Here is a 26,112-nt window from a genome sequence, read left to right as displayed (position 1 = left end):
ACCAGTAAGTCAACCTGTAGCACCTACAACACCTAACACTATTGGTCAACCAGTAGGTCAACCTGTAGCACCTCCGGAGCAACCTAAAGATACTAGCAAAATGCGACATCGGGTTAGTGTGAGGGATGAAATTTATACCAAGTTAAAAGAGGAGTCTAAGCGTCAGGGTAAACCAGTAGTTCAATTAGCAACTGAAGCAATTGCAGAATACCTGGAAAAAATCAGGAAAAATGAAAGTTTAACTACTACTGATGAAACTAATTTTTAGGTAACCATTCAGCGGTCATCTATCAGCCATTAGCTTCGGATAAAATGAAATCCTATGACAGTATTAAAAGACTAAAGTAAAATTCTCAAGTATTGGTCAAAGTACATCTCAAGATTTCTGCTATCTATAGCAAATGTGTTTTTGTAATGCGCAAAAAAAAGGCTGAATTATGACATTTTTAGCTTCCTACAGGATAAAGAAAATAGGTCTATGGGATAAATTCCTGTAGAAATGTTTTGCTATTATAAGGAGCTAATAACTGAAAGTGAATTAATTGGAAAAATAGACACCTTGTAGTTGATGAAAATTAGCTTTGTTAATTATCATAAAAAGCAACTTCAGGACGACGAAAGAGCATTATCAAACTAAACATCAGCCGTAAAATACTTTAAAGGCAAAAAAATAAATGGAAATAGCTTTGTTGCTATTTCCGTTTATTTATAAAATGCTAGGTTTTATTCTGATTTAATGTTAATAATGACAAAAAAACTCTCCCACGCTTCCGCAGTTTTTTACTATATCTACTAGCTCGTCTAGACTAAAATTGTGTGTAAAACTTCCCCCTCTCCTTGCAGGAGAGGGGTTGGGGGGGAGGTTTTCATTAACTCAAATTTACCCACATTTTAAAGCTAGACACGCTACTACATCAGATGAATACTGGAAAGTGGGGCAGATTTTAACTATTAATTTTTTTCAAGAATGGCTGATTTGCAAAGATTAGCGATCGCTCGCCACCAAATTGATAAACAGAAGGTTTTTCTAACTTTTGAACAACAGCATTATTTAGGGCGAGTGTTACGACTGGGGGTAGGAGACAAGTTTATTTTAATGGATGGTGAGGGTAAATGGTGGTTAGCTAAACTTACACTAGATATTTCTGGAAAAGCTGAGTTAGGTGCTGTTTTAGAACAAGAAATTTCGATTCAAAATGAGTTACCAATAGAACTAACTCTAATTTCTGCTTTACCTAAAGGAAATAATTTTGATGAAGTTGTTCGACAAAGTACTGAATTAGGAGTAACTCATATTTTGCCAGTTATTAGTTCTAGAACTTTGCTTAAACCTAGTCCCCAAAAGTTAAAAAGGTGGCAGAAAATTGCCAGTGAAGCTGCAGAACAATCAGAGCGTCAAGTGGTTCCTAAAATTAGAGAAGTTAGAGAATATTCTGTTGCTTTATCTTTATTTGAGAACGAAAATTTGTGTACTAATTATCATAAGTATATATGTGTTGCTCGTAATAGTTATCCTCTTTTACTGGAGAGTTTGTTGGATAATCAAAAACTGGAATCAATTGTAATTGCTACAGGTCCGGAAGGAGGTTGGACTAATGGGGAAATAGAAGCAGCGATCGCTACTGGTTTTCAAGCTGTTTCTCTTGGTAAGCGTATCCTAAGAGCGGTTACAGCTCCTTTAGTTGCGTTATCTTTAGTTGCTGCTGTATTGGAGAGATAAAAAGTATATAGCAATGGTGATAGGTAGTTGTGCAATATAAATTTCCTATTGAATTTGAAACTTCCCCTTAATATTTTTTTGTTGAATAAATAGTCAGGTATATAGGCGAGTTAAGCCCACTAACATTATTATATCAGAGTTAGTTTGAGGATGCAACCTCTTTTTTGGCTTCGGCGCGGCTTTTTGGGTGCTGAATAGAATGAGAATGTTTTTGGTTAAGATGATTTTTGGTAGGAGGCAATAGGAAGGAGAAGGGTGAAAAGGGACTTGAAAAATTCCTAGATTTCAAAAGCAGGTTTTGTTCTAAGTTTGAGTTATAGGTTTGTGGTTTTAGTTTAAAAATTTTAAATTTTGTCAGGGATTGATGATAAATCAGGATAAATTTTGTCTGATTTTCCTGACGAGGTTTCAATATTTTCAGCTCTTTGGTTCAGTTCTGTGATAATCTAAAAAATATTATAATCAAAAGGTTTGTTATTGCTTAATTGAATTTTGAGGCTGAAAATACTGATTATACTGTTGTTTCGAGAGGCGATCGCTTCAATTTCTTTGAAGATGAAAGACTAATTTTTCTCTGTTCAGCTTGGGGTAGGTTGATAGATTGACTGTTTTGTGGTAAGGGAAAGAAGGAGGAAGAAGCAAGAAGTTAGAAGTGAGAAAGCTAAACTGTTATTGGGAGAGAGGATATTTCATAATTTATATTTTCTGGCAACTTAGATAAGACAACGTAAGCATTCAACTATCAGCTATTGAAAGTAATAACTACTAAGGTTAGCTAATGACTAATTTCATTTCCTTTCCTTCGGAATGCTACCCAAACGGAATGCTGCGCAAACATAACTTTGAATTTTTCTTGGAGACTAATTCCTCATAAACGAGATAATGAATTAATAACTCATAACTCATAACTCATAGTTCATAGTTCATAGTTCATAACTGATAGCTGACGGCTGAATGCTTACAGGACAACTATATATATATGAAAGAAATTAAAGAAGTTGCTAGTCTGCTAGAACAAAAAAATTATCAACAGGCAGCAAAATTACTAAAAAAACTACAAAAAGAAAATCCTCAAAATCTGTTGGTGCAACTATATATTGGGCGGTGGTATGAAGAAATAAATAAACTAGAATCAGCAGAAAAGTTTTATAGAAAATTGCTCAAAGATGCAACAAACCCACAAGTAGTTATACAAGCACGCCAAGGTTTACAAAGAATAGAAAATATCGAAAAAAATCGCCAACAACAAGAAATTGCTGCTGCCAAATCCAATCCCGAAAATATAGAACCAGGATTACTTATTATTGAACCAGTTAGCAAAGAAAATAAACAGGAAGCAGTTAAAAATCTGGCAAGAATTATGAAGATTGACCCCTACTCTGCCAGAATGCAATTACAAAATAGAGGTTGGCGAATTTATCGACTGGGAGCAATTGGAGAATTAAAAGTTTATGGTGAAGAAATGCTCAAAGCAGGTATTCCTGTGTTTTGGGCAAAAATATCAGATATTGAAAAGATACATATTTTCAGAGTGCAATATTTTCAATCTATTTCTGACCAGGCAAATATTGTTTGTTTAAATGAGGAAGATAAAATGGGAAGTTTAAATTTTGACTGGTCAGAAGTAGTAGCAAAAGTTGAAGGATTGTTACCTATTTTTATGGATGCAATGGATTATGATCCTCGGCGACGTTCCCAAAAAATTCGTCATAAGAAAATGACTCAAGATTATGCAAATATATTAGATTTACATCTTTCTAGTCGCCGTAGCATTATTAGATTTTGTGACCAAAATTATCAATATCAAAAAGGAATTACTCCTAAGATTCAGACTCAAGAGCAATCCCTATTAACACCACAAACTACTAATAGAAGTAAATGGAATGACTTAGTAAATATGATTGACCAAAAATTAGGTAAAGTAACAACTTGGTCTGACTTTACTCCTTTTGGAGAAGTAACAAGTCAAGATTATACACAATTATTAAGTCGTCTGAAGTCTCAGATTGATATATCCCGTAAAATAGAAACAATGTGGGACCCAGCTTTTCAGCTATACAGTAGTTTAGTATTCTTGACATACTCCCAACGTTGCGATTAGGTGACAACGAGGGATTCTTTAGTCAGGGAAAAACTGACTCCTGTGTTAACCTTAGATAATATAAAATACTTCCTGCTTGTCAAGGGAAGCGGAACGTTTTATTTGTGGAGGTATTCAACTGTTAGCTGGTTTTCCTCATAGGACGGTTCCTTTAAATAGAGCGCGGGACTTCCCTGGCGGGAAGTTAAAAGATAATTTCTTAACCCCTTAATTAATTTTATTACTAATACTATCTTGGTAAATTCATATCCTTAGCCATACCACGGAACATACCCATACTAGGACCGGGGCGACGACGTTTTGCTGTGGGTTTTGGCATTAAAAAGTTAGGAGCAAATAATACTACTTCTTCTGCTTTCTGGGAAGTTGCACCATTTGTGATTGGAGGTTGTAGTGCTGCTACTTGAGGAGCAGTGGGTTGTTGTGCTTCAACTTTTTCAGCTTTTTGAGCAGCTTTAGCTTCTTTTTTTGCTGCTTCTGCTGCTGCGATTTTTTCAGCTTTTTTAGCAGCAGAAAGTTTAGCTTTTGTCTCTTTTGGAGTTTCAGAACTAGCCGGTTTAGTTTCTGTTTTTGTTGGTACTGGTGCTGCTACACTAGCTTGAGTTGATTCTTCCTTGGGCGCACTGTTTCCTTTAGCATCGTCAAATTCTAATAAATAATCAGACTTTTTTCCAAAAGGAAAAATACCAAAAATTCCGGCAAATAATCCTCCGATAAAAGCTAACATGATGTTTATCTCCTCAATGATTTTTGATTTTTTGTAGTATTGCTTAAATCTTAATGCTCTATTGTTAAGTTAAGAGCTAGCGTAAGCTTTGTCTATATTTCTTCATAAAACTTTATATTTATTACAATACATCAATACATATAGATCGTAAATTTAGGGACTGGGGAAATTCAGAGGTAGAAAAATTTGTAATTGTTTACAGATATCTCATCATCCTCGAGAATAATCACCAAAAAACTTTATACCAGTAAAAAGACTGTCCTAGTGAAGGAAAGAAAAGCGATCACCTCATCCTAAAATATAGAATTAGAAATATTCAAAAAGGAATATGGAAAGTTTAAACAAACCTAATCCAGTATTATTAATCCACGGAATTTTTGACAGCATAAGAATATTCGATAAAATGTCTCGATACCTAAAAAATTTAGGATGGGAAGTATATTTTCTGAACTTAGTTCCTAATTATGGTATTTTAGGTTTAGATAAACTAGCCGAACAAGTAGCGGATTATGTAGATCAAACATTTCCACCTAATCAACCTGTTGATTTAATAGGTTTTAGTATGGGAGGAATAGTAAGTCGTTACTACGTTCAAAGATTAGGAGGCATTGATAAAGTAGAACGTTTTATTACTATTTCTTCTCCTCATAATGGCACATTAACAGGTTACGCTTTAAATTTAGCAGCACCCAAGCAGATGCGTCCGAAAAGTGATTTTCTCGAAAATTTAAACCAAGATATTGATTTATTAGAACAAATAAATTTTACCTCTATTTGGACTCCTTATGATGCCATGATTTTACCTGCCACAAGTTCTCAAGTACCAGTAGGTCGAGACATCAAAATAGATGTTTTACTTCATGCTTGGATGGTATCAGATGAAAAAGTTTTGAAAGTAATTGTTGAGGAATTAAAATCAGAAATCAGAAGTCACAAGTCAGAAGTTAGAAGTCAGAAGTAATCCCTGACGCTTGTTTGAGCATTTATAAATGTCCTAATCTTTGCTTCAAGTGCTATACGGGAAAATCGAACTCCCAAACAGTTAATTGAAACCCTCTGGTTGTAGTTTCTCCCCACACTTCCTAAACTCCCCACACCCAGGTAGTTATGGAGAATGAAACAGACCTGGTTATTCTTGGTATGAATTTATTCCTATTTGACGTAACTTTTCAGTTAATATTTCAGCAGGTTCTGCACCAGTTAATAATAAATTGCCCTGATTATCCCACCAAGGTAACCAAGGTAGCTCCGTATTATGATAATTTCCCTGGCAAATACCTAACTCAATACCTAACTGCGGAATGGGAAAATGATTCTGTTCATTAGACTTTACCAATTCATAATCATTAGAAACTTAAACTAATATAATTCTACACCAGCTTTTTTAACTTCATTCATAAATAGCCTAAAACGGAATTATAATCCCTCTTTGATAAACCCAAAACTTACCAGGTTTTCTATCATCTTGAAAATCCGATATTCCTGGTAGGCTTTTGTCTCTTTCTTTTGAACCATTTCCATAAACAAATTCTCAGACAATGAGAGGAGCAATATATTCTTGCCAAAGTACATAAGAGCGTCGTATTTCTCCATTTAAAATAGCGGAAATATAGGGAACATAAAACCAATCTGGTGCTTTTGCTCCTCTCAGAGGAGGATCAGTTAATCGCCAATAAATTCCACAGTCTTGACTTATTGGATATTGTCTGTCAGGATGAATTTTATCTAGAGTAGGTTTGATAGAATCAGTTAATAAAATACTTTAATGATGTTCCTGAAAGTTTTTCACAAATGTACAGTCTGATTCTGGTAGTTGAGTATGGTTTGGAACAGAATTAATATCCAGTTGTTTTGATTCAGTAATTACTATTTTTGTACTAATTTAACTTGATTTATGAATTGGGCTGTGAATTCAACAAATACAGTATTTTCCAAAGTTATGAGGTACTTATATTGATGGTTTTAGGAAGTAGGAAATAGTAGGAAAATTGAATGCAAAGTCCTGATACAAATTACCCAAAGTAATGCTGTACTTAGACAACACTTCAATTATTAAGTAATTAATACAGGCCGAATAACTTTTTTGATAATTATTAGTAAGGAGCGTATTAATTATTCATATTTTTACTTATCTGTACGGACTTTGCATCCAACGCCCCTACTCCCCTAGTCCCCAGCTCAACAAAATTTAGAAAAGTTTTTGAGAAATGGTATTACAGGGTAGGGAAGATAGGTATGAAGATAGGGAACAAGCAAAAAAATTTACCCTGTCAGTTGTACCAAATTAATCACCTAATCTGCTGTAATTAATCATTGAACAATTCAGGTTTAAAACCTCTGCTGTTAAGGGTAAAAAAGAAAAAGAATCTTCTAATCAATCCTATCCATTTTGAGGAGAGGTAACTATTAATTAGGGCTTGCTGATTAAATCCAAAAGCATTTACATATAAATTTACATATAAAGACTTTAGCCTTTTTTATGCGAAAAAAGTACAAGCTTTTTACTTCCCATCGCTCAGAATGTAAGGATTTTTAGCAGACAAGGGCAAAAAAATTAAGGGGCAATTCTTCCAACTACATCCTCTGTAATTTCTATTTCTCGTGACTCCTGACTCCTGACTCCTACCCTTACCTATAATACTTATTCAGCAAACCCTAATTATTAATTGTTTAAAACCAAACTAATTTAAACTGCTACAGCATCGCCAACTTCTTGACGATCGTTACAGCCAAAAATTGCTTCTTGATGACAATAATATTTGAACTCTAGCAAATTATGGAACGGGTCTTCCAGGAAAAAAGTGCGATGTTCTAAAGGAGAATTTGTAAATCTTCGTCTGGGTTGCTGATAGAATTTTAATTGATTTTTTTCAGCACGTTCTAACAAAGCTTCCCAATCACTTTCTTGAGTAAAAACTAAACCAAAATGTCTGGGATAAATTCCTTTTTGTGGCTCTAAAGTTTCTTTGGCAGCATGAGCAACAATTTGATTACCATAAAGATTTAAAATTACTGAATTTGGAGATTCTCGCCCAACTTCACAACCTAAACCATTGGCATAAAAATCTTTTGTTTGAGCAATATCATTGACGGGAAAAGCTAAGTGAAAAAGAACTTGATTCATGGTTATTTCCTTGTAATGTATAAATGTTATTTTGTACTGAAAAAAAATTTGAGAATATATTAAGAGGAAGGGTTAAGAAGTATTCAGTTGGAAATTTTGGTTGATTCAAGAAGTAGGAGATGTTTTATAGCATTCGCTATTACTATTACAACATTCTCGCGCTTCTCAAACTTAGTCACAGTAAGAATGTACGGGCAAATAGCCGTTCGCCCCTACTTTTGACTTCAGATATACTCTTAGTCTTTTTTCATCCTCTTCCTTCTTCCTTCGAGTTAAAATTACAGCAGATGTTTTCGGTGGATAGATACGATGTTATCTAATATTTATTCTGTGAATCCCTGGTTAGTAGCTATAATTTTAAATACTATCTTACTTAGTCTAGTTTATTTTTCCCCAAAAAAATTATTAACTCCAGCGGGAATAGTTCATGCTTGGATACTGGGAGTCTTAATTTGGGGTAGTTTGGGTTTGCCTGGATATGCAGTAGTAGTGTTTTATTTTTTGGTGGGTTCCGGGGTGACTCGCATCGGAATGGCCGAAAAGCAAGCTGCTGGAATTGCAGAAAAGCGGGAGGGGGCAAGAGGGCCAGAAAATGTTTGGGGTTCGGCTTTGACTGCTGCTATCTGTGCTGTGGGTGTTTTGGTAATTGGTCTGTTATACCCGAATCATCCTCCCATAGAAAATTTACCATTTTTACTAATGTTGGGTTATGTAGCTAGTTTTAGTACCAAACTTTCTGATACTTGTGCTAGTGAGGTAGGGAAAGCTTATGGCAAGCGGACTTTTTTAATTACAACTCTACAACCAGTGCCACGGGGAACTGAGGGTGCTGTAAGTTTAGAAGGAACTTTAGCAGGTATTGGCGCTTCCGTGGCGATCGCCTTCCTGGGTTGGACTGTAGGTTTAATTGATTTGACAGGAATAGCTTTTTGTGTTATTTCAGCGTTTATTGCTACTAATTTAGAAAGTGTAATTGGGGCAACAATGCAGTCTCAGTTTGAATGGTTAACAAATGAAGTAGTAAATATTATCAATACTTTAATCGGGGCAATCGCTGCAATTTTATTAGCAATAGTTTGGTATTATATAGTAATTAGTAATCAGCCAATAGGTATTAGCCTTTTTGTTTCCTAAATCTTAGGTTTGTTTTCCTAGCTAGTTACTTTACCTCAAATAAACTCTATAGTCTGAGTTTCTAAATTTGAGTTTCTAATTATTTCCCCTCATATAGAATCTGGTTGAAAAGTGGTCATTGCGACGATAGGAAGCAATCTCGCGCCACTCCTGAGATTGCTTCCTTCCACTCCGTTCCAGTCGCTGCGGACTAGGCTATATTCATTAGACATAGGCGTGAAAATTAAAAATAGAATCAATTATTATCCATAAATTATCAATTACTCCCCTCCTGGGAGGGGTTAGGGGTGGGTTAAGTGTTCCCTGTTAAGTGTTAAGTGTTCCCTCTTTTCCGGAGAGGTCTAATAATGGATAATGGATAATGGATAATTACCTCAAGGAAAACCGAGAGGATTGAATATAAGGAAATATTATTTCTTTTTTTCCCTTTTTAGGTCTTATGGATTAACATAGACTAAAATTTATTTGTAAAGATATTAGTAAAGGGCGGAATTTTACCAATGGAATCTAAACCACTATTAACAATAGGTGAAGAACAATTATCATGGGGGCAAGGTTTAAAATATTTGCAAGCTTCTGGGAAGTTACAATCTTTTGTCACAGAAATTGTCCGTCAATATGTGATAGAAAAAGAATTGCAATCTAGGGAAGATATGAATGTAAATCCAGCAGTTATTCAACAGGCAATAATTGATTTTAGATTGCAAAGAAAGCTGGAAGACCAACAAAAATTTCAAGAATGGTTACAACAAAATAGAATTAGTTATAATGCTTTGGAAGCACAAATAGCAAATTCTTTTAAACTGAAGCAATTAAGAGACTCTATTACTTCAGAAAAAATAGAAGAATATTTTAATGAGCGTAAAGCAGGTCTGGATTATGTGATTTTATCTAGAATTGTAGTGGAAGATAAAGAATTAGCAGATGCTTTACATCGAAAAATTGTGGCAGAAGGGGGAAAGTTTGAAGATTTAGCTAAAGAATATTCAGTCACAAATGATAAAAATTTTAATGGGATTATGGGTGCAGTTACTTTAGCTAGTTTGCCAGAAGATTTAAGAAATACAGTTAATTCTGCTAATCCTGGAGACATTTTAGGACCATTTGAGACAAATAAATTTTGGACTATATTTCGATTAGAGCAGTTACAAGGGGCTTCTTTAGATAATCCTGAAATTAGGAAAAAATTAGATGGTGAATTGTTTGAACGTTGGGTAGCGGAGAAACTGCAAAATACAAAAATTACTCTCCATGTTAATGATTAAATTAACACTATAGAACCCATTTGGTATCTATGCAAAGGTATGTGCTTTTAGTATAGGAGTCAGGAGTCAGGAGTCAGGAGATTCAGAAATAGAATAGGGAAAAAAGATAGAAAAATACTCCCTACTCCCCTACTCCCTTCCCTATCTTGAGATATATCTCAAATCGGTTCTATAAATATTAAAGAGGGGAGAGTTTAGTTTAGGGAATACTAGGGAAGTTCTATGGAACTTTCCTACTAAAATATTTGATTTATAACTAAGTATCCAAAAATGATATTCTGATCGAGAATATAGGAATAAAGGTTTTGTTCGTAGTAAGGCTTTAGCCCTATCTATAACTTAGGGCTAAAGCCCTACTACAAACTTTAATTATAACTATAATAAGGAAAAAACATGAGTGATGAAAATAAATCCATTCATGAGTTTGATTTGAAATTAATCTACGAATATTATTCAACAACAGAACGACAAGGACCAGGAAGTCCTGAAGTAACTATTAAAGCTTTAAGCTTTATTGATAATCTGACAAATGAATCAAAAATTGCAGATATAGGTTGTGGAACTGGTGGTCAGACTATGGTAATAGCTAATCATACGTCAGGGAATATTACAGCCATCGATCTGTCTTCTATCTTTATAGATATATTCAATATTAATAGTCAGAAACTGAATCTTCAGAATAGAGTAAATGGCATTGTTGGTTCAATGGAAAATCTTCCTTTTCAGAATCAAGAATTAGACTTAATCTGGTCAGAAGGAGCAATCTACAATATCGGATTTGAACGAGGCATAAATGAATGGTATAAGTTTTTGAAGAAAGGAGCTTTTCTTGCCGTTTCAGAAGTATCTTGGTTGACTGAAGAACGACCTGGGGAAATAGATGAGTTTTGGAATAATGAATATCCGGAAATAGATACTATTTCAAATAAGGTGACACAAATGCAAAAAGCCGGATATATTCCAATTGCTACTTTTGTGCTGCCTGAAAATTGTTGGACTGAAAATTTTTATGCTCCACAAGTTTCTGCACAGGAAAAATTTTTGCAAAAATATGTAGGTAATAAAAATGCTGAAGAACTTGTAGAAAACCAACGGCATGAAGCTGAATTGTATTATAAATATAAAGAGTTTTATGGCTATGTTTTTTATATAGGAAAAAAGACTTAAATAACAAAGACAACTCCCCTAACTGCCTGGGCAAAATTAATTACCTTGAAATTTCCTGACTGGAATAATCAGGGCAATAAACCCGGTTTATTTTTTAGGATTTACTCAAAATAATGATATAATAGAAAATTTTTTCAAAACATTTATCTTCAGAGAATGACATGACACAACATCCATATCCTCCACTGATTTTAGAACTAGAATAGTACAACCCCCTACTCCAGTTAGCTACTAAAAATCATCAGATAGTCTCTCAAGTCGCTGTGGAAGTAATGCGCTTAGGATTAGAAACCCTTAAACAAAGAGGCGATGGAATTTCTGATGTACGCGATCACCAACCTCAAAAAGCTTTAGTATAGAAGCCATTTGGTATCTATTTAACAACTTACAAGTCGAATGCCCATCTGGGTTTTATGATTCTAGCAGTCATTTTTCATTATTTTTCGGTCTTCTGAATCCTTATAGTTGTTAGGCTCCTTAAAACGGCTTTCCTGAAGGCTTTGTATTTTTAAGAAAAGATCCCAAATGGGTTCTATAGAGTCGTAAGTGGGGTTGAGGAACGAAACCCAACAAAGCGTTTGAAGCAATTCAGAAAATTCGTGACGATATAATTCACTTCCACGCTGTTCTTAAAAATTACCTAATTTGAAAATTTCAGACCCTAGTAGGACGTCTAGACTAAAATTGTGGGTTGAAAAAACCTAACCCCCAACCCCCTTCCCTACCAGGGAAGGGGGAGAAACTCCCCTATCGGAGCAGGAGAGGGGTCGGGGGAGAGGTCTTAACCAAGCAGCAAACTTACCCACATTTTTCATCTAGACGCGGTAGTAGGTTGGGTAGAACAAAGTGTTCGCTCAGCTTATCCGGAGGATCAACCGAATACGCGCTTTATTGTTGTTGGGTTTCCTACGTCAAGCTAACCTACGGGACTAAAACATATTCAATTTGCTTTTTTAAAAAGTAATAAATGAAGCAGTTTGACCCCACTCTCCAGTAAATACAAAAGAACTTATGGGTTTACGACTGCGCGGAGAAAGTTCTCTGCCTTGTAAAGATTCTGGTAAAATGTAGGGGTCTCCAGGATAACCAATAGCTATAGCTGCTACTGGTTCATATTCTGCTGAAATTTTATATAATTCTCGTGCTTTATCAACATCAAAACCTCCCATTTGATGAACTCTCAAACCCATTTCTGTTGCTTGAAAAGTTAAGCTGGCAACTGCTAAACCTACATCGTGAAAAGCGTGTCTATTGGGTTTATTATTTTTGTCAAAAGAAAGTTTAGCAACAGATATCATTAACACAGGAGCAAGACTTGCCCAAGGTTGATTTCCTTCTACAATACAACTGAAAAGACGCTCATATTCAGCAGGATTTTCCTTAGTAGCAACTATGAAACTCCAAGGTTGCTCATTGAAACAAGAAGGAGACCATCTTGCTGCTTCTAGAAGTGAAAGTAATACTTCTGAGGCAACCATTTTGTCAGCAAAAGCTAAAGGACTCCAACGTTGTTTTAGTAAGTCATTAATTGGATATTGATTATCTGTATGTTTTTGCATTTTTTGAATTTTTCAGTAATTTTTTAAGGTGTATATAAATCTTATTTCAATTCTGAGACATTGTAGATTTTTAATTGTTCAACCAAATATGATATTACATTCCCATTTTCCGGTTCTAATAAAGCTCGTAGTAGGGCTTCAGCCTAAAGCCCTACTACAAACAAAAACTTTTTTATCACTCATTATCGGGACATCATATTACACTTCCATTTTCCGGCGAATATAACTTTCTACAGATTCCATTTTCATATCAAATATTCTCTCCAAATTTTCAATTTCTTCTGAAGTGCAGAAAAATTCATTTGCCAATAATACTCTTAAAGTACCCAAAGTTTTTTGTAATTCAGGATTAAATAATCCCAGAGTATTCCGTAATCCATCAAATACAAATAAAGGTGGATTAATAACTATAGGTTCCCGATTAAAAATCCTACCAAATATCTGAGAAATTTCGACTCTAGAAATAATTTCTGGTCCCCCCACAGACAAAATTTGATTACAAGCAGCTTGTACAGAAACAGAATCCACAGAAATTTTTGCCAAATCATCTGTACTAACTATTGAAGTGCGATTTTTTGAGTCTCCAATAAGTAGATAAATTCCTGTATCTCTAAATCTTTCTGCCAGTGGTAATAGATTAGAAGCAAAACCAGAAGGTTGCAAAATAGTATAATTTAATCCACTCGCTTTGAGATATTTTTCTACCTCTCTTTTTGCTTTAAAAGTAGGTGAATCTTCATATCCACGGTTAACTCCTAAAACAGAAATAAATACAAAATGTTTAACACCAACTTTCACTGCACAATCTATCAGTTCAATATTAGCTCGGTAGTCAATTGCTTGAACATCACTCGCACCACCATGAGCACTAATAATATATTCAATTCCTTGACAAGCTTTTTCAATATCCTTGTCTATTTTTAAGTCGCCTATGAAGATTTCAGCTCCACGATTTTCTAATTCAGAATAGGTAGAATTTAGTCTGACAAAAGCGCGGACTGACATTTCTTTTTCTGTCAAAATTCTGATGATTTGGCGACCTAATCCTCCGGTTGCTCCTGTTACTAAAAACATAATTACTTTTTGTTAGCTATTAATAGTTCAATCGAAAAATTTACCAAATAAAAAGTAAGCATTCAGCCATCAGCTATTAGCTATTAGCTATTAGCTATCAGCTATTAATTCATTGCTCTGAGAGCAGGAAAAAGCAATTGAAAGATTTAAGCAGAATAAAAAGTATAAAGTATTGGGAAAAAATTTACTTTGACCAAGAGGTGTATATTCATAATTTATAATTTATGAAACGGCTAAAAGTTGACACCGCGCTACCTGAATGCTTACGATAAAAAGCGTCATTTCAGTTATCAGTTATCAAAAACTCTAGCCAAAAGATTAAGACAGCGTATTGCCTTAATATTCAGTATGTTCGGTTAGTTTCCTTTCCTCTATACTTGCCGACCCTACTAGGGCGTCTAGCTTTAAAATGTTGGGTAAATTTGAGTTAATGAAGACCTCTCCCCCAACCCCTCTCCTGCAAGGAAAGGGGAGATATTTTACCCACGATTTTAGTCTAGACGCGCTACTACTAGCTTTAACTTTTGACTTTCTTTAATTCTTACTTTTAACTTTTAAATTTTGACTTTCCTTTGCTCTATATTTGCCCACTCCACTACCTTTAACTTTTGACTTTCTTTAATTCTTACTTTTGACTTTTAACTTTTAACTTTTAACTTTTAACTTTTAACTTTTGAGTTTCCTTTTTCCTTCCTTTAAAATTCGACAATAACTGGCGCATGGTCGCTAGGTTTTGGTAACTGTCTTGGAGACTTATCAATTATACAACTTGTTGCTTTTTGAGAAAGGGGTAAACTAAGATAATGATGGTCAATACGCCAACCACGATTACGGCGAAAACCTGCTGCTCTATAATCCCACCAACTATAATGACCACCTTCGCTGGTAAACTGGCGAAAAGTATCCACCAATCCTAACTTGAGAATTTCTTGTAAAGCTTGACGTTCCGCATCCGATAATCCCACAGAATTTTTACAACCTTCTGGGTCGTGAATATCTCGGTCTTCTGGGACAATATTAAAATCGCCACAAATACATAAATTTGGCGATATGTCAAGAACTATTTGTACATATTCTTGCAACAATTTTAACCAATCAAGTTTGTAATCATATTTTTCACTACCAACACTAGCACCATTGGGAACATAAAGATTAAGAATACGGACATCATTTATTACCCCAGTAATTAAGCGTTTTTGTATGTCAAAATCTCCAACTTTATCATCACCTAAAATAGGAGCAAACCCACTACTAACATCTTGCATTGGGGAACGGCTAAAAATTGCCACACCATTGTAAGATTTCTGACCAGAAACATAAATATGATAGCCTAATTCTTCAAAAGGCGATCGCGGAAAATCTTGGTCAATAACCTTAGTTTCTTGTAAACAGAGAATGTCAACTGAATTTACTTCTAACCATTCTATAACTTGTTGTTGACGAGTGCGAATTGAATTTACATTCCAAGTAGCTATTTTCATAATAAATAGGGAGTAGGGAGTAGAAAATAAGAAAAACAATTGTTCCTTAGTAACTTGAGGAACCCTATATCAAAATAGAGATTAGGGAGTAGTAATTGGAAAAACTAGGGAATAGAAAATATGATTATTTATCTTGATTTATTTTTCCTTGTTTCCCTGTTTCCCTATTTCGCTATTTCCCTCTTTCCCTCTATATTCTTCCTTAGCATTTATATTTTGGTTTGGAGACCAAACCCCTACAATTTTTTTTCACATAGAAACAGAAACCGGGTTTGTATTAAATGCTCTATCATACTTAATCTATCTCCTACAAACTCCGTTTATTATATATAGAATGACCGCTGAATCCTTACTTCAAATCTAATAAACCACTGGTTTTCAGCTTAGGATTAAAACGAATATTTTCTTGTAAACCTCTAGTTTTTAATACCTCTAAAATATTAGCTTCAACTCGCCTAGCTATATTTTTTAATAGTTTTTCTTTGGCAACTTCATCAATTAATGGATCTTGATATTGCACTCTTTCTGCTTCAGTCATTTCTTGTTTAGCATCTATGGGTTGATTCCACTTTGGTTCTGCTCCACCATTGCCTATAGGTAAAGAGCCATTTTCATTAATCCAAGCTGCTTTTATACCTTCCAATATACTACGATTTGGGCGCTCAATAGTTTGTACTTTTAGCCAATAGCAACTATTAGGTTGACGAACTAAATGTTGTTTAAGACTCTGATACACATCACGAGAATAACCGACAAATAGTAGTTCTTTTTCCTGGTCAAAAATTCCATAAACACCAATTTTTACTTGTAAAGATAATGGTAAATTCCCTTCGGAATCAACATAAGGCAAATATTCTAGTTGGGATAATTCTGGTATTTGTATTTCAGTATTAGTCATTTCAGTTATTAGTTATAGCAGGGAACAGGGAACAGGGAACAGTTGGAAAAACATTTCCTAGTCTAAGATTCATCATCAGTTGATGTCCTAACCGATTCTTTCTTAGCTATATCAGTTATCGGTACCTCTAGCTGAAGCTCGAGGCTACGAAAATCCGAAATTTCTTTTTTTTATTCCCTTGAAAGGGGAGGTTAGTGTTAACAAAGTCAGATAGGGGAGCCGTCGGATTGGCGACGTACAGAAGTTGTTTTTGTCATAGGGATTTTGAGCAACCCTCCAAAAATATTTCGCCTTAAAAGGCGGGGTTTTAGACTGAATTATTTTGATACTTAATTCCGGTTTAATTAAAATTGATTAATTACTCGTGATTTTATAGATAACACAGAGACGACTTGGTTTAAATATTTTAGCTTTAAACATGAAATTAGGTGGCACATTGATAATAATATAATCGGTAGATTCGTGATACTTTTCAAATTCTTTTGGCATTCCTTTTGGTGTTTCTGTGCTGTAAGGAACTGGCTGAAACATGAGTTCAATAAATTCTAATTTTTTACCTGGTAATTGTGTGGTGATTTGTTGGATAAAATTTTCACTTGTTAATAAGCTGAATAAAGTCTGTTTAGCATCTAGTTCCAGAGTAAAACTACTATCAAAGTTTTCAATAATTTTTAAACCCATGTTGATTTTATTTTTGAATGTTTATGTAATAGGGCTATGGTTGTTGAGATAGTATTGCTTGTTCCTATCACATCGGAAATACCCTTTACTTATATTACTATTTGTTTGATTAAACTCAACTATTTTGAGTGAATATGAATAATTGTTAAGGGATAATTTTATATAAGAAATTATGATAAAATGTCTAGATAAAAATCTGTAGTATCTATTATTTAACTGAACACATATCATGGGGATTTAGATTTATGGAAAATAGGGAAACATCATCAACAGTGTTAAATAATCCCCGAAGTCAGCTTAATTGGCTAGAAATAGCAGAATATAGTGCTTTAGGGGCTTCAGTTGTTGGTTCAGGTTTGGCGTGGTTTTCTAAACAATTTATGTTTGCTGCAACTCCAATAACATTGGGATTATTTTTGAATACAATTAATCGAAAAATATTTGAGGAAAAAATCCAAAAACAGACTAATAATGAAGTAGAAGAATTAAGAATAGACATGAACTCAGTTTTTCAGCAATTAGATTCACTACCAAAAACAATTACTGAACAAACTCTTGAATCATCTCAAAATCAATCAAACTTTGAATACAATACAATTACAAAAGAAGACTGGGAAGCAATAAATATTAAATTTTCAGATATTGAAGAAGAACTACAATTATTAAAAAAATTAGCTACAGATTTACAACAAAATCAAGGAGATAATTTACAATCAACAAACAATACATCAATGCCAAATGAAATAGAACAATTACAAGCACAAATAACTAGGTTGCAAGAACTAAATAGAGATATTGTCAGACCATATTTTATTCGTTTAATTCGTGCTTTCAAGCAACTAGAGAAAACAATAAAATCTTAATTATTAGATATTGCAGAAAGTATACAGTTGCGAATCAAAACGACATTTCTTTTACTGCATAAGTAATCAAGCAAAATTAATTGTATATTTGTTGCTTAAGTTAAGTAGGTAGGCAAAATTATTTGAGCTTTACTTACAAAGCATACAAAACTTATCAAACATACAAGTATATTTTTTTCCCTATTGCCTACTCCCTTAAAAAGGTTAAATTAATTGTGCACAGGTACTTAATATTCCACTTTAACTTAGGTGATGAGAAAAACTGTTAGCTCAAATTCTGTTAAATCAAAAAGTTGAGAAAATTAACTCTATAACTATTTCAACTGTCTATTTAATTATTGACAGTAATATCTAATCATAATCTTAAGACAAAGCAAGTATTTATACCATTCATAAAAAAATAATGTTACAAATAACGAGCTAGTATTAATAGAAACTTACAGCAATTGTGAGGATGGTGAGGTACAGTTTAATACTAATTTCTATTCCCCATTCTCTATTCCCTAAAGTCATAAAACTTTGTACCTCATTAACTCCAAAACTGCTGTAATTTCTGATGCTGGCAACATGAAGATTTACTTATTACCGCGCCACCTAAAACCTAAAATTTATTTGTAGCAAAAATTTATCACTATAATCAGGTAAAGTATTTTTTTCTCTTCCCAATGCCATGTTCCCTAAAATTCACAACTTGTCTATCTTATAAATCAGGACTTACCCATAAGGAATGAAATATCAACGTTTGAGATTGCTATCCTAACGGACTGCTCCGCAAACGCTGTCGCTCGCAATGACATAAATGCGTTATCTTGCGTAAGTCCTGTAAATTTGATAATTGCTATATGACATTAAAAATAGTGTCATAGTTGAGTATTGTTATCTATATGCAAACAGAGGAAAATTATAATGATAAAGTGACAAAAATAATCACAAAACCTACGGACTCAAATCCAGAAACCAAGGTTTTTTTTGTGGCAACCGGGTAATCACATAATAAATATTCGGTATTAATCTTAATTCTCACGAATAGAGCTAGATATATACCACTTTGTTGTAGATCAAAAATCAACTTTTAATAATGACTATTTTTCAGACTTCCTTAACATTCCTATTAATAGGTTTAGCAACTATTTATATCTCTGGTTTTATGTTACTAAGATTATTGCAAAACAGATTAATATTTGAACCTAAATCATTGGTATTAGCTACTCCTGCTGCTTTTAACCTTCCTTATGAAGAAGTTTGGTTATCAGTTGCAACTTCTCGCAACCAGACAGAAAAAATATCTGGTTGGTGGATTCCGCAAACTAAACCCAACGCAAGAGTGGTTTTCTTCCTACATGGTGCCACTGGAAACATGGCCGCTCAGGAAAAAAGTTACAATCTCGATCGGGTAGCGAAACTATATCAGTTAGGATTTTCGGTATTTATGATTGATTATCGGGGCTACGGTAATAGTCAAGGGAGGTTTCCCACAGAAGCCACAGTTTATGAAGATGCTGCAATAGCTTGGAATTATTTAACTCAAGAAAAAAGCTTTTCACCAGAAGAAATTTTTATTTATGGATATTCTCTCGGAGGAGCGATCGCTGTTAATCTCTGCTTACAACAACCAAAAGCAGCAGGATTAATAGCGGAAGGTTGCTTTACTTGTATTAAAGACATGGCTAAATACAGACGTAAAATCCAGATATTTCCTCTTAAGTTGCTGGTTACTCAAAAATTTGATTTTATTAATAAAGTGAAATCATTGCAAATGCCAGTCTTATTTATTCATGGTGTGAACGATCGAACTATACCTGTAACCATGAGTCAAAAATTATTTGCTGCTGCACCCGAACCGAAAAAACTGCTGTTGATACCAAATGCTGGACATAATGACCTGGCAGAAGTAGATAGCGATCGCTATCTAGCAACATTACGGGAATTTTGTGCTGCAGTGGAGGAGTCAGGAGTCAGGAGTCAGGAGTCAGGAGGGAAGAGGAGAGAATTCAGGAATTTAGGAGGAGTCAGGAGTCGATAGTCGATAAGCATGAAAAGCTGCTGCTGTCTTTTGAGCGATCGCTAGTAGGAAAACCAAGGATTTCTCCTGTCCTTACTGTCCGGGGTGGGCGAGGGGGCTGAAGCCCAACTACAAACAATTACGCTCGCTCGTAGTTGGGCTTTAGCCCAAATTATTGATTTGGCTTGGGAAAGCAAGTGTGTAGAGGCGGGTTTATTTAACTGTATTGCTCTGATGTCAATGCTTTTGGCTGAACCTGGCTCCTATTTCACGCGCTTGTGTTCGGGGCGGGCGCCCCACCACTCCACAGAATAATAGGGAAAACGATTCGCTTTAATACTACTTTTGACTTTTGACTTAATTAAAATAGCTCCAATACTTTTGACTTTTGACTTTTAACTTTTGACTGAATAAAATATAGGGTATGAATAAACAAAATCCTACCTCTAACATTTTCCCTTATACCTGGAATCGTCCCATTGGTCTTGATTGGGACAAACCTTACACAGTCCGCTATAGCAGTAATCTTGATGATGGCCCCTGGCATGGAATGCCTCTCGGAGGTTTTGGCGCAGGTGCCATCGGTCGTTCCCCACGGGGCGATTTTAATCTCTGGCATCTCGACGGTGGCGAACACATTTATCAAAATCTGCCTGCCTGTCAATTTAGCGTTTTTGAAGAAACAAAAGGCCAAAAACAAGCTTATGCTTTATCTACCAAACCGCCCACAGATGGCAGTCTCTCCTCTTGGCAATGGTATCCCAAGGAAAAAGCAGGACTACATACTGGCACTTATCATGCTCTTTATCCCCGGAGTTGGTTTGTCTATGAAAATGTATTTACTGCACAATTAAGTTGCGAACAATTTTCCCCAATTTGGGCAGGTAACTATCAAGAAACCAGTTACCCCATCGCTATATTTGAATGGATTGCTCACAATCCCACAGATGAACCAATTACACTAAGTATAATGCTAACTTGGCAAAATACTATTGGTTGGTTTACGAATTCTGTGAAAACACCAGAAGTGCAAGTGCGAGATGATGGCAGTCCAGTTTATGAATACAAACCACGGTGGTGCGAGAGTACAGACAACTTTAACCTATTAGTAGAAGATTTTCACCGTATTGGTTGCACAATGACCAAATTAAGTATCGCCGACGAACCCGCAGAAGGAGAAGGGCAAATGGCGATCGGTACTTTTACCAATGCTGGTGTTGAGGTTAACTATAACACACGCTGGAATCCCGTTGGCAGTGGGGAAGAAATTTGGCGCTATTTCGCAATAGATGGCACCCTGATAGATGAACAAAATGAACTACCTGCACAAGAAGGAGAGCAAATAGGAATAGGGATATCAGTTCGTTTCACTATCAGACCGGGGAGAACGCGGAAAATCCCTTTCTTCTTGGCTTGGGATTTGCCTGTGACTGAGTTTGGCGCTGGAGTTTCATATTACCGCCGTTATACAGATTTTTATGGTCGCAATGGTAAAAATGCCTGGTCGATGATTCGTACTGCTATGAAGCATTATCAAACCTGGCGAGAGAATATTGAAGCTTGGCAAAATCCGATTCTAGAAAGGGAAGATTTGCCTAATTGGTTTAAGATGGCTTTGTTTAATGAACTTTATTATCTCACGAGTGGAGGAACTATTTGGAGTGCTGCCGATCGAAACGATCCAAAAGGTCAGTTTGCTGTGCTGGAATGTCTAGATTACCGTTGGTATGAGAGTTTGGATGTCAGGTTATATGGTTCTTTTGGGTTGTTAATGTTGTGGCCGGATTTGGAAAAGTCGGTGTTGCTGGCGTTTGGGCGGGCAATTTCGACGGCGGATGATACACCAAGAATTATTGGTTATAATCAAGCATCGGCGGTGAGAAAAATTGCCGGAGCAACTCCCCATGACTTGGGAGCACCAAATGAGCATCCTTGGGAAAAGACGAATTATACCAGTTATCAAGATTGTAATCAATGGAAGGATTTATCTAGTGATTTTGTGTTGCAAGTGTATCGAGATTTTTTGTTGACTGGTGCAGATGATTACGAGTTTCTGTGGGAATGTTGGTCTGCTATTGGGGAAACGCTAGCATATCTCAAGGATTTTGATAAGGATAATGATGGCATTCCCGAAAATGAGGGAGCGCCCGACCAAACTTTTGATGATTGGCAGTTGCGGGGTGTGAGTGCTTATTGTGGGGGGTTATGGTTAGCTGCATTGGAGGCAGCGATCGCCATCGGGAAAATTTTAATTGAGCATCCTAGAGAAATTCCTTATTATCCACCTGAAGGTTTCCATTCTGAGGTTGATAAAAATTCTGTAGATGCAATTAATAATCAAATTTCTGTGTATCAAAATTGGTTAGAAAAAGGATTACCTATTTATCAAGAAAAACTATGGAATGGAGAATATTATCGTTTGGATAGTGAGAGTAATTCGGAAGTAGTAATGGCTGACCAATTATGCGGTCAATTTTATGCTAGGTTATTAAATTTACCGGATATTGTACCTGTTGAATGTGCTTTATCTGCTTTGAAAACTGTCTATAATTCTTGTTTTAAAAATTTTCATAATGGCAAGTTTGGTGCAGTTAATGGAGTATTATCTGATGGTTCTCCAGAGAATCCTAATGCTACTCATCCTTTGGAAGTTTGGACAGGAATTAATTTTGGTTTAGCAGCTTTTATGGTGCAAGTTGGGATGAAAAAAGAAGCTTTGGAAATAACTGAAGCAGTGGTGCAACAAATTTACGAAAATGGTTTACAATTTCGCACCCCAGAAGCTATTACAGCAGATGGTACTTTTCGAGCTAGTCATTATTTAAGAGCAATGGCAATTTGGGCAATTTATAATGAATTTATAATTTAGAATTCAGAAGTCAGAAGTTAAATTATTACTTTATTATTTTGATAAAATTAGAAAAAAGGGAGTTGGTGATTTTAAGTATGAAATTCCTAAATTTATAATGTGTAAATCAGACCTATTTTCACTCGTTCCTGGCGAGGAAAAAGTTCCTTAACAATGAATTTAGAATTCAGAATTCTGAAGTTAAATTATTACTTTAGAGACTGTTTGTAAAGTTAAGTATTAAGAGAGATGCGTAGTGACTAAAATCTAAAAGCAGTAGTACTTCAAGAGATTAAAATTTGGTAGATGCCAGAGGTGGAAAGGTACATATATTCCTAGATTTTTAACTGACACATAGTTGTCTTGATTTCTTTCTCCCTCCATACCTATTCCCTCCATACCTATTCCCTTTTCCCTGTTCCCAGTTAAGTGTTCCCTATCTCCTTTTTATATTTCCTGATACATTCAGTCTCTTATTATTTTGATAAAATTAGAAAAAAGGGAGTTGGTGATTTTAGGTATGAAATTCCTAAATTTATAATGTGTAAATAAGACCTATTTCCACTCGTTCCTGGCGGGGAAAAAGTTCCTTTCTAGTAGGGGCGATTTCCTAGGTCATGCTGCGCATTCATGTCGGCGACAGCCGAAACGCGAATCGCCCCTACTCCTGTCAAATCATACTTTTATTCAGCAACAATGAATTTAGAATTCAGAATTCAGAAGTTAAATTATTACTTTATTATTTTGATAAAATTAGAAAAAAGGGAGTTGGTGATTTTAGGTATGAAATTCCTAAATTTATAATGTGTAAATAAGACCTATTTCCACTCGTTCCTGGCAGGGAAAAAGTTCCTTTCTAATAGGAGCGATTCGCGAATCGCCCCTACTCCTGTCAAATCATACTTTTATTCAGCAACGCTGAAAAAAGATTTAACTGATAACTGATAATACCAGTTTGATAAATGTTTGCTACAGTTTCTTGAGTAGGGGAGTAGGTGAGTAAGGGAGTGGGGGAGAAGAAAACATAAGAAGAATTAACACACTCCTGGGTATTAATTTATCGAAAAAGTTATTCCAACCGTGTTAATTACTTAAATAATTGAAGTTTCATATATAGCATTCTTTTTCAAAATGGTATAACGGCTAACTGGTAACTGATAACTGATTTCCTTCTTCCTGGAAAAATGAAATGGATGAACAAACAGAAATCTCCCCAGATGACTATCAAGGCTGGTACAATGTGGGAGTAAATCTCAGTAAATTGGGAAAATATCGGCAGGCTATTACTGCTTTTGATAAGGCAATAAAAATTAAACCAGAATACCCTGAAGCCTGGAATAATAGAGGTAATGCCTTCAAAAAAATAGGTAGATTACAGTTAGCTTTAAATAATTTTAATCTGGCTATAAGTCTGCAACCAAATTCTCATTTAGGTTGGTATAATCGAGGGAATGTACTGAATGATTTAGAGCGATATCGGGAAGCAATAAGTTCTTTTGAGGGAGCGATACAAATTAAACCAGATTTATATCAAGCCTGGTACAATTTAGGAAATGCTTGGAATAGTTTAGGACATTACCGAAAAGCTATTAAAAATTACGAAGAAGCAACAAAAATTGAACCGAATTTATATCAAGCTTGGGATAATCAAGGTAAGGCATTGTTTGAGCTAGGAAGGTATCAGGAAGCTTTGAAATGTTTTGAGCAGGTAATAAAACTTAAACCCAATCATTATGCAGCTTGGAATTTTAAAGGCAGAACCTTATTTTATTTAGAGGATACGGAAGGGGAAATTATTAGTTATGAGAAAGCAATAGAAATTAAACTAGACTATCAGGAAGCTTGGAATAATTTAGGTCAAGCTTTGTCAAATTTAGGAGAGTGGTATGAGGCGATCGCTTGTTTTGATGAAGCGATAAAAATTCAACCAGATTATTCTTTGGCTTACTATAATAAAGCTCGTTGTTATGCTTTGCAGGAGAAGGTATATTTAGCAATTGAAAATTTGGAACAAGCAATTAATTTCGGTGCTGGTAAACCTTACCGAGAGATGGCGAGAACTGATTCTGATTTTGGTAATATTCATTTGAATCCTAAGTTTCAGGATTTAATTGAAGGTGATTTTATGTATTGAATTTAGAATTCAGAATTGAGAATTGAGAATTGATTTTTTTATGCTTGATAGAGTAGGCTCGTAGCAGGGCTTTAGCCCGATTATAAATATTTAAGGGGCTAGAGCAAAACTACAAACAAAGGCTGATAATGCACTTATCTGAAATTAACTAATATCATGTATGGTCGGGCTGAAGCCCAACTACAAACAAAGGCTTTATTATAACTAATTATCCAAAATAGTCGGGCTGAAGCCCAATTACAAACAAAGGCTTTATTATAACTAATTATCCGAAATAGTCAGGCTGAAGCCCAACTACAAACAAAGGCTTTATTATAACTAATTATCCGAAATAGTCGGGCTGAAGCCCAACTACAAACAAAGGCTTTATTATAACTAATTATCCGAAATAGTCGGGCTGAAGCCCAACTACAAACAAATGACTATAATTAAAAATAACTAACACATAACAGGTTAAATAATTATGCTTGAATTGTTAATTGCTTGGGGGGGTAGTGAAGCGGTTAAATTTATTGCTGGGGAAGTTATTGGAGAATTAGCTAAGGGTACTGCTGAAGACTACGTTAAAGATTTTTTCAAACAAGGTATTTCTGATGCTATTGGCGGGATGAAAAATGGAAAAATTTTACAAAAAGCTACGGCACAAGCAATTAAAGATTTTTTAGATTTGGTAGAGCAAGAGTTAGAAAATGCTGATTTGAGTGAAAGTGAGTTAAAGGAATATACTAAACCTTTAAAACAGTTTATTAAAAATAAGTTAGTTTTAGAAGTTTTGGTTAGTGCTTTTGATAATAATCTCAAAATTTTGGATACTAAGACATTAGCTACTATTGGAAATGAAATTAATCCACCTTTGCCAGATGAATTTAACTGGGAATTTGTCGCCGAGCAATATCGGAGAAGGGTGAAAAAGATTATTCGAGAGTCGGATGAATTACGGGAAATATTAGATTCTGAAAATTTGGATAAACTGGCAACTAAAAACTCTGAAATCAGACCAGAGTTTGACCTGAAAAAACATCAAGAAGGAATCCGAGAACAATATGGCAATCTCAAATTAGAAAGTTTAGATACGAGTGGTTATGGTTATAATGAATTGAAATTATGGCGAATGTTTATTCCTCAAAATGTGCGGGAGTCTCAAGAATTTCTACTGATAGTTGGGATGTACGACGGGAAGCAGTGCGACAAATTGCTACTTTGGGCAAAGAAAAACCAGAAATTTTAGAGTTACTTAAACAATGGGTAAAGTCTGATGAGAATTGGGATGTGCGACGTGAAGCAGTGCGACAAATTGCTACTGCTTGGAAACATGAACCCGGAATTTTAGAATT

20 protein-coding genes and 1 pseudogene are annotated in these 26,112 nt (G+C 35.0%); 13 read left to right on the top strand and 8 right to left on the bottom strand.

The window, feature by feature from the left end; translation table 11 throughout:
• From ACP6PM_RS33050 to ACP6PM_RS33040, 3 genes are all read left to right on the top strand, one after another.
• Positions 1-268: hypothetical protein (locus ACP6PM_RS33050; protein ID WP_426591088.1), on the top strand; the 268-nt coding region annotated here is incomplete at its 5' end.
• 699 nt (positions 269-967) lie between these two features.
• Positions 968-1,720, top strand: a complete 753-nt coding sequence (locus ACP6PM_RS33045) for a 16S rRNA (uracil(1498)-N(3))-methyltransferase (protein WP_426591087.1) — start codon at positions 968-970, stop codon at positions 1,718-1,720.
• Positions 1,721-2,699: 979 nt separating this feature from the next.
• Positions 2,700-3,821 (top strand): tetratricopeptide repeat protein, encoded by a 1,122-nt coding sequence (locus ACP6PM_RS33040; RefSeq protein ID WP_426591086.1) that lies wholly within the window; start codon positions 2,700-2,702, stop codon positions 3,819-3,821.
• A gap of 229 nt (positions 3,822-4,050) precedes the next feature.
• On the opposite strand, the gene ACP6PM_RS33035 is transcribed toward ACP6PM_RS33040, so the two are convergent.
• Positions 4,051-4,548 (bottom strand): hypothetical protein, encoded by a 498-nt coding sequence (locus ACP6PM_RS33035; RefSeq protein WP_426591085.1) that lies wholly within the window; start codon positions 4,546-4,548, stop codon positions 4,051-4,053.
• 328 nt (positions 4,549-4,876) lie between these two features.
• Here ACP6PM_RS33035 and ACP6PM_RS33030 point away from each other — a divergent pair, with 328 nt between their 5' ends.
• Positions 4,877-5,509: an esterase/lipase family protein gene (locus tag ACP6PM_RS33030; protein WP_426591084.1), complete on the top strand. Its 633-nt coding sequence runs from the start codon at positions 4,877-4,879 to the stop codon at positions 5,507-5,509.
• Between the two features lie 168 nt (positions 5,510-5,677).
• Here ACP6PM_RS33030 and ACP6PM_RS33025 read toward each other — a convergent pair.
• Positions 5,678-6,418 (bottom strand): annotated as a pseudogene (locus ACP6PM_RS33025) (Uma2 family endonuclease).
• An 816-nt stretch (positions 6,419-7,234) separates the two neighbouring features.
• A complete protein-coding gene (locus ACP6PM_RS33020; RefSeq protein WP_426591083.1) occupies positions 7,235-7,672 on the bottom strand; it encodes a VOC family protein in 438 nt (145 codons plus the stop codon).
• A gap of 309 nt (positions 7,673-7,981) precedes the next feature.
• Between ACP6PM_RS33020 and ACP6PM_RS33015 the strand changes: the two genes are divergently transcribed.
• From ACP6PM_RS33015 to ACP6PM_RS33005, 3 genes are all read left to right on the top strand, one after another.
• Positions 7,982-8,806 carry a TIGR00297 family protein gene (locus tag ACP6PM_RS33015; protein WP_426591082.1) on the top strand — a complete coding sequence of 275 codons (825 nt, stop codon included), beginning with the start codon at positions 7,982-7,984 and terminating at the stop codon, positions 8,804-8,806.
• Positions 8,807-9,306: 500 nt separating this feature from the next.
• Entirely contained in the window at positions 9,307-10,071 is a 765-nt protein-coding gene (locus tag ACP6PM_RS33010; protein ID WP_426591081.1) for a peptidylprolyl isomerase, read from the top strand.
• Between the two features lie 393 nt (positions 10,072-10,464).
• On the top strand, positions 10,465-11,238 hold the full coding sequence (locus ACP6PM_RS33005; RefSeq protein WP_426591080.1) for a class I SAM-dependent methyltransferase: 774 nt from the start codon (positions 10,465-10,467) through the stop codon (positions 11,236-11,238).
• Between the two features lie 953 nt (positions 11,239-12,191).
• On the opposite strand, the gene ACP6PM_RS33000 is transcribed toward ACP6PM_RS33005, so the two are convergent.
• From ACP6PM_RS33000 to ACP6PM_RS32980, 5 genes are all read right to left on the bottom strand, one after another.
• Entirely contained in the window at positions 12,192-12,797 is a 606-nt protein-coding gene (locus tag ACP6PM_RS33000) for a nitroreductase family protein (RefSeq protein WP_426591079.1), read from the bottom strand.
• Between the two features lie 198 nt (positions 12,798-12,995).
• Complete coding sequence (locus tag ACP6PM_RS32995) at positions 12,996-13,871, bottom strand: SDR family oxidoreductase (protein ID WP_426591078.1); 876 nt, start codon at positions 13,869-13,871, stop codon at positions 12,996-12,998.
• A gap of 695 nt (positions 13,872-14,566) precedes the next feature.
• Complete coding sequence (gene xth, locus ACP6PM_RS32990) at positions 14,567-15,352, bottom strand: exodeoxyribonuclease III (protein WP_426591077.1); 786 nt, start codon at positions 15,350-15,352, stop codon at positions 14,567-14,569.
• A gap of 349 nt (positions 15,353-15,701) precedes the next feature.
• Positions 15,702-16,250, bottom strand: coding sequence for a GIY-YIG nuclease family protein (locus ACP6PM_RS32985; protein ID WP_426591076.1), 549 nt, complete (start codon positions 16,248-16,250; stop codon positions 15,702-15,704).
• A gap of 354 nt (positions 16,251-16,604) precedes the next feature.
• The gene (locus ACP6PM_RS32980) at positions 16,605-16,931 is read right to left on the bottom strand and encodes a hypothetical protein (protein ID WP_426591075.1); all 327 of its coding nucleotides are present in this window, start codon (positions 16,929-16,931) and stop codon (positions 16,605-16,607) included.
• Positions 16,932-17,176: 245 nt separating this feature from the next.
• Between ACP6PM_RS32980 and ACP6PM_RS32975 the strand changes: the two genes are divergently transcribed.
• The 6 genes from ACP6PM_RS32975 to ACP6PM_RS32950 all read left to right on the top strand — a co-directional run.
• Positions 17,177-17,794, top strand: coding sequence for a hypothetical protein (locus ACP6PM_RS32975; protein ID WP_426591074.1), 618 nt, complete (start codon positions 17,177-17,179; stop codon positions 17,792-17,794).
• A gap of 1,078 nt (positions 17,795-18,872) precedes the next feature.
• Positions 18,873-19,817: an alpha/beta hydrolase gene (locus ACP6PM_RS32970; RefSeq protein ID WP_426591073.1), complete on the top strand. Its 945-nt coding sequence runs from the start codon at positions 18,873-18,875 to the stop codon at positions 19,815-19,817.
• 403 nt (positions 19,818-20,220) lie between these two features.
• The gene (locus tag ACP6PM_RS32965) at positions 20,221-22,665 is read left to right on the top strand and encodes a GH116 family glycosyl hydrolase (protein WP_426591072.1); all 2,445 of its coding nucleotides are present in this window, start codon (positions 20,221-20,223) and stop codon (positions 22,663-22,665) included.
• Positions 22,666-23,833: 1,168 nt separating this feature from the next.
• Positions 23,834-24,778 (top strand): tetratricopeptide repeat protein, encoded by a 945-nt coding sequence (locus ACP6PM_RS32960; protein ID WP_426591071.1) that lies wholly within the window; start codon positions 23,834-23,836, stop codon positions 24,776-24,778.
• A 463-nt stretch (positions 24,779-25,241) separates the two neighbouring features.
• Complete coding sequence (locus ACP6PM_RS32955) at positions 25,242-26,006, top strand: hypothetical protein (RefSeq protein ID WP_426591070.1); 765 nt, start codon at positions 25,242-25,244, stop codon at positions 26,004-26,006.
• Positions 25,961-26,112: hypothetical protein (locus ACP6PM_RS32950; RefSeq protein ID WP_426591090.1), on the top strand; the 152-nt coding region annotated here is incomplete at its 3' end. The genes ACP6PM_RS32955 and ACP6PM_RS32950, both read left to right, overlap by 46 nt.

Origin of the sequence: Dapis brunnea BLCC-M229 (genome assembly GCF_050015995.1) — a bacterium.
Classification (GTDB): Bacteria; Cyanobacteriota; Cyanobacteriia; order Cyanobacteriales; family Microcoleaceae; genus Trichodesmium.
This window is presented reverse-complemented; position numbering and strand designations above follow the sequence as displayed.

Excerpts from the sequence above, each read along its gene's own strand:
- ACP6PM_RS33010 (WP_426591081.1), top strand. The coding sequence starts at position 9,307 with ATGGAATCTAAACCACTATTAACAATAGGTGAAGAACAATTATCATGG.
- ACP6PM_RS33015 (WP_426591082.1), top strand. The coding sequence starts at position 7,982 with ATGTTATCTAATATTTATTCTGTGAATCCCTGGTTAGTAGCTATAATT.
- ACP6PM_RS32995 (WP_426591078.1), bottom strand. The coding sequence starts at position 13,871 with ATGTTTTTAGTAACAGGAGCAACCGGAGGATTAGGTCGCCAAATCATC.
- ACP6PM_RS32955 (WP_426591070.1), top strand. The coding sequence starts at position 25,242 with ATGCTTGAATTGTTAATTGCTTGGGGGGGTAGTGAAGCGGTTAAATTT.
- ACP6PM_RS33040 (WP_426591086.1), top strand. The coding sequence starts at position 2,700 with ATGAAAGAAATTAAAGAAGTTGCTAGTCTGCTAGAACAAAAAAATTAT.
- ACP6PM_RS33020 (WP_426591083.1), bottom strand. The coding sequence starts at position 7,672 with ATGAATCAAGTTCTTTTTCACTTAGCTTTTCCCGTCAATGATATTGCT.
- ACP6PM_RS33035 (WP_426591085.1), bottom strand. The coding sequence starts at position 4,548 with ATGTTAGCTTTTATCGGAGGATTATTTGCCGGAATTTTTGGTATTTTT.
- ACP6PM_RS33030 (WP_426591084.1), top strand. The coding sequence starts at position 4,877 with ATGGAAAGTTTAAACAAACCTAATCCAGTATTATTAATCCACGGAATT.
- xth (WP_426591077.1), bottom strand. The coding sequence starts at position 15,352 with ATGAAAATAGCTACTTGGAATGTAAATTCAATTCGCACTCGTCAACAA.
- ACP6PM_RS33005 (WP_426591080.1), top strand. The coding sequence starts at position 10,465 with ATGAGTGATGAAAATAAATCCATTCATGAGTTTGATTTGAAATTAATC.
- ACP6PM_RS32960 (WP_426591071.1), top strand. The coding sequence starts at position 23,834 with ATGGATGAACAAACAGAAATCTCCCCAGATGACTATCAAGGCTGGTAC.
- ACP6PM_RS32980 (WP_426591075.1), bottom strand. The coding sequence starts at position 16,931 with ATGGGTTTAAAAATTATTGAAAACTTTGATAGTAGTTTTACTCTGGAA.
- ACP6PM_RS33000 (WP_426591079.1), bottom strand. The coding sequence starts at position 12,797 with ATGCAAAAACATACAGATAATCAATATCCAATTAATGACTTACTAAAA.
- ACP6PM_RS32985 (WP_426591076.1), bottom strand. The coding sequence starts at position 16,250 with ATGACTAATACTGAAATACAAATACCAGAATTATCCCAACTAGAATAT.
- ACP6PM_RS32975 (WP_426591074.1), top strand. The coding sequence starts at position 17,177 with ATGGAAAATAGGGAAACATCATCAACAGTGTTAAATAATCCCCGAAGT.
- ACP6PM_RS32965 (WP_426591072.1), top strand. The coding sequence starts at position 20,221 with ATGAATAAACAAAATCCTACCTCTAACATTTTCCCTTATACCTGGAAT.
- ACP6PM_RS33045 (WP_426591087.1), top strand. The coding sequence starts at position 968 with ATGGCTGATTTGCAAAGATTAGCGATCGCTCGCCACCAAATTGATAAA.
- ACP6PM_RS32970 (WP_426591073.1), top strand. The coding sequence starts at position 18,873 with ATGACTATTTTTCAGACTTCCTTAACATTCCTATTAATAGGTTTAGCA.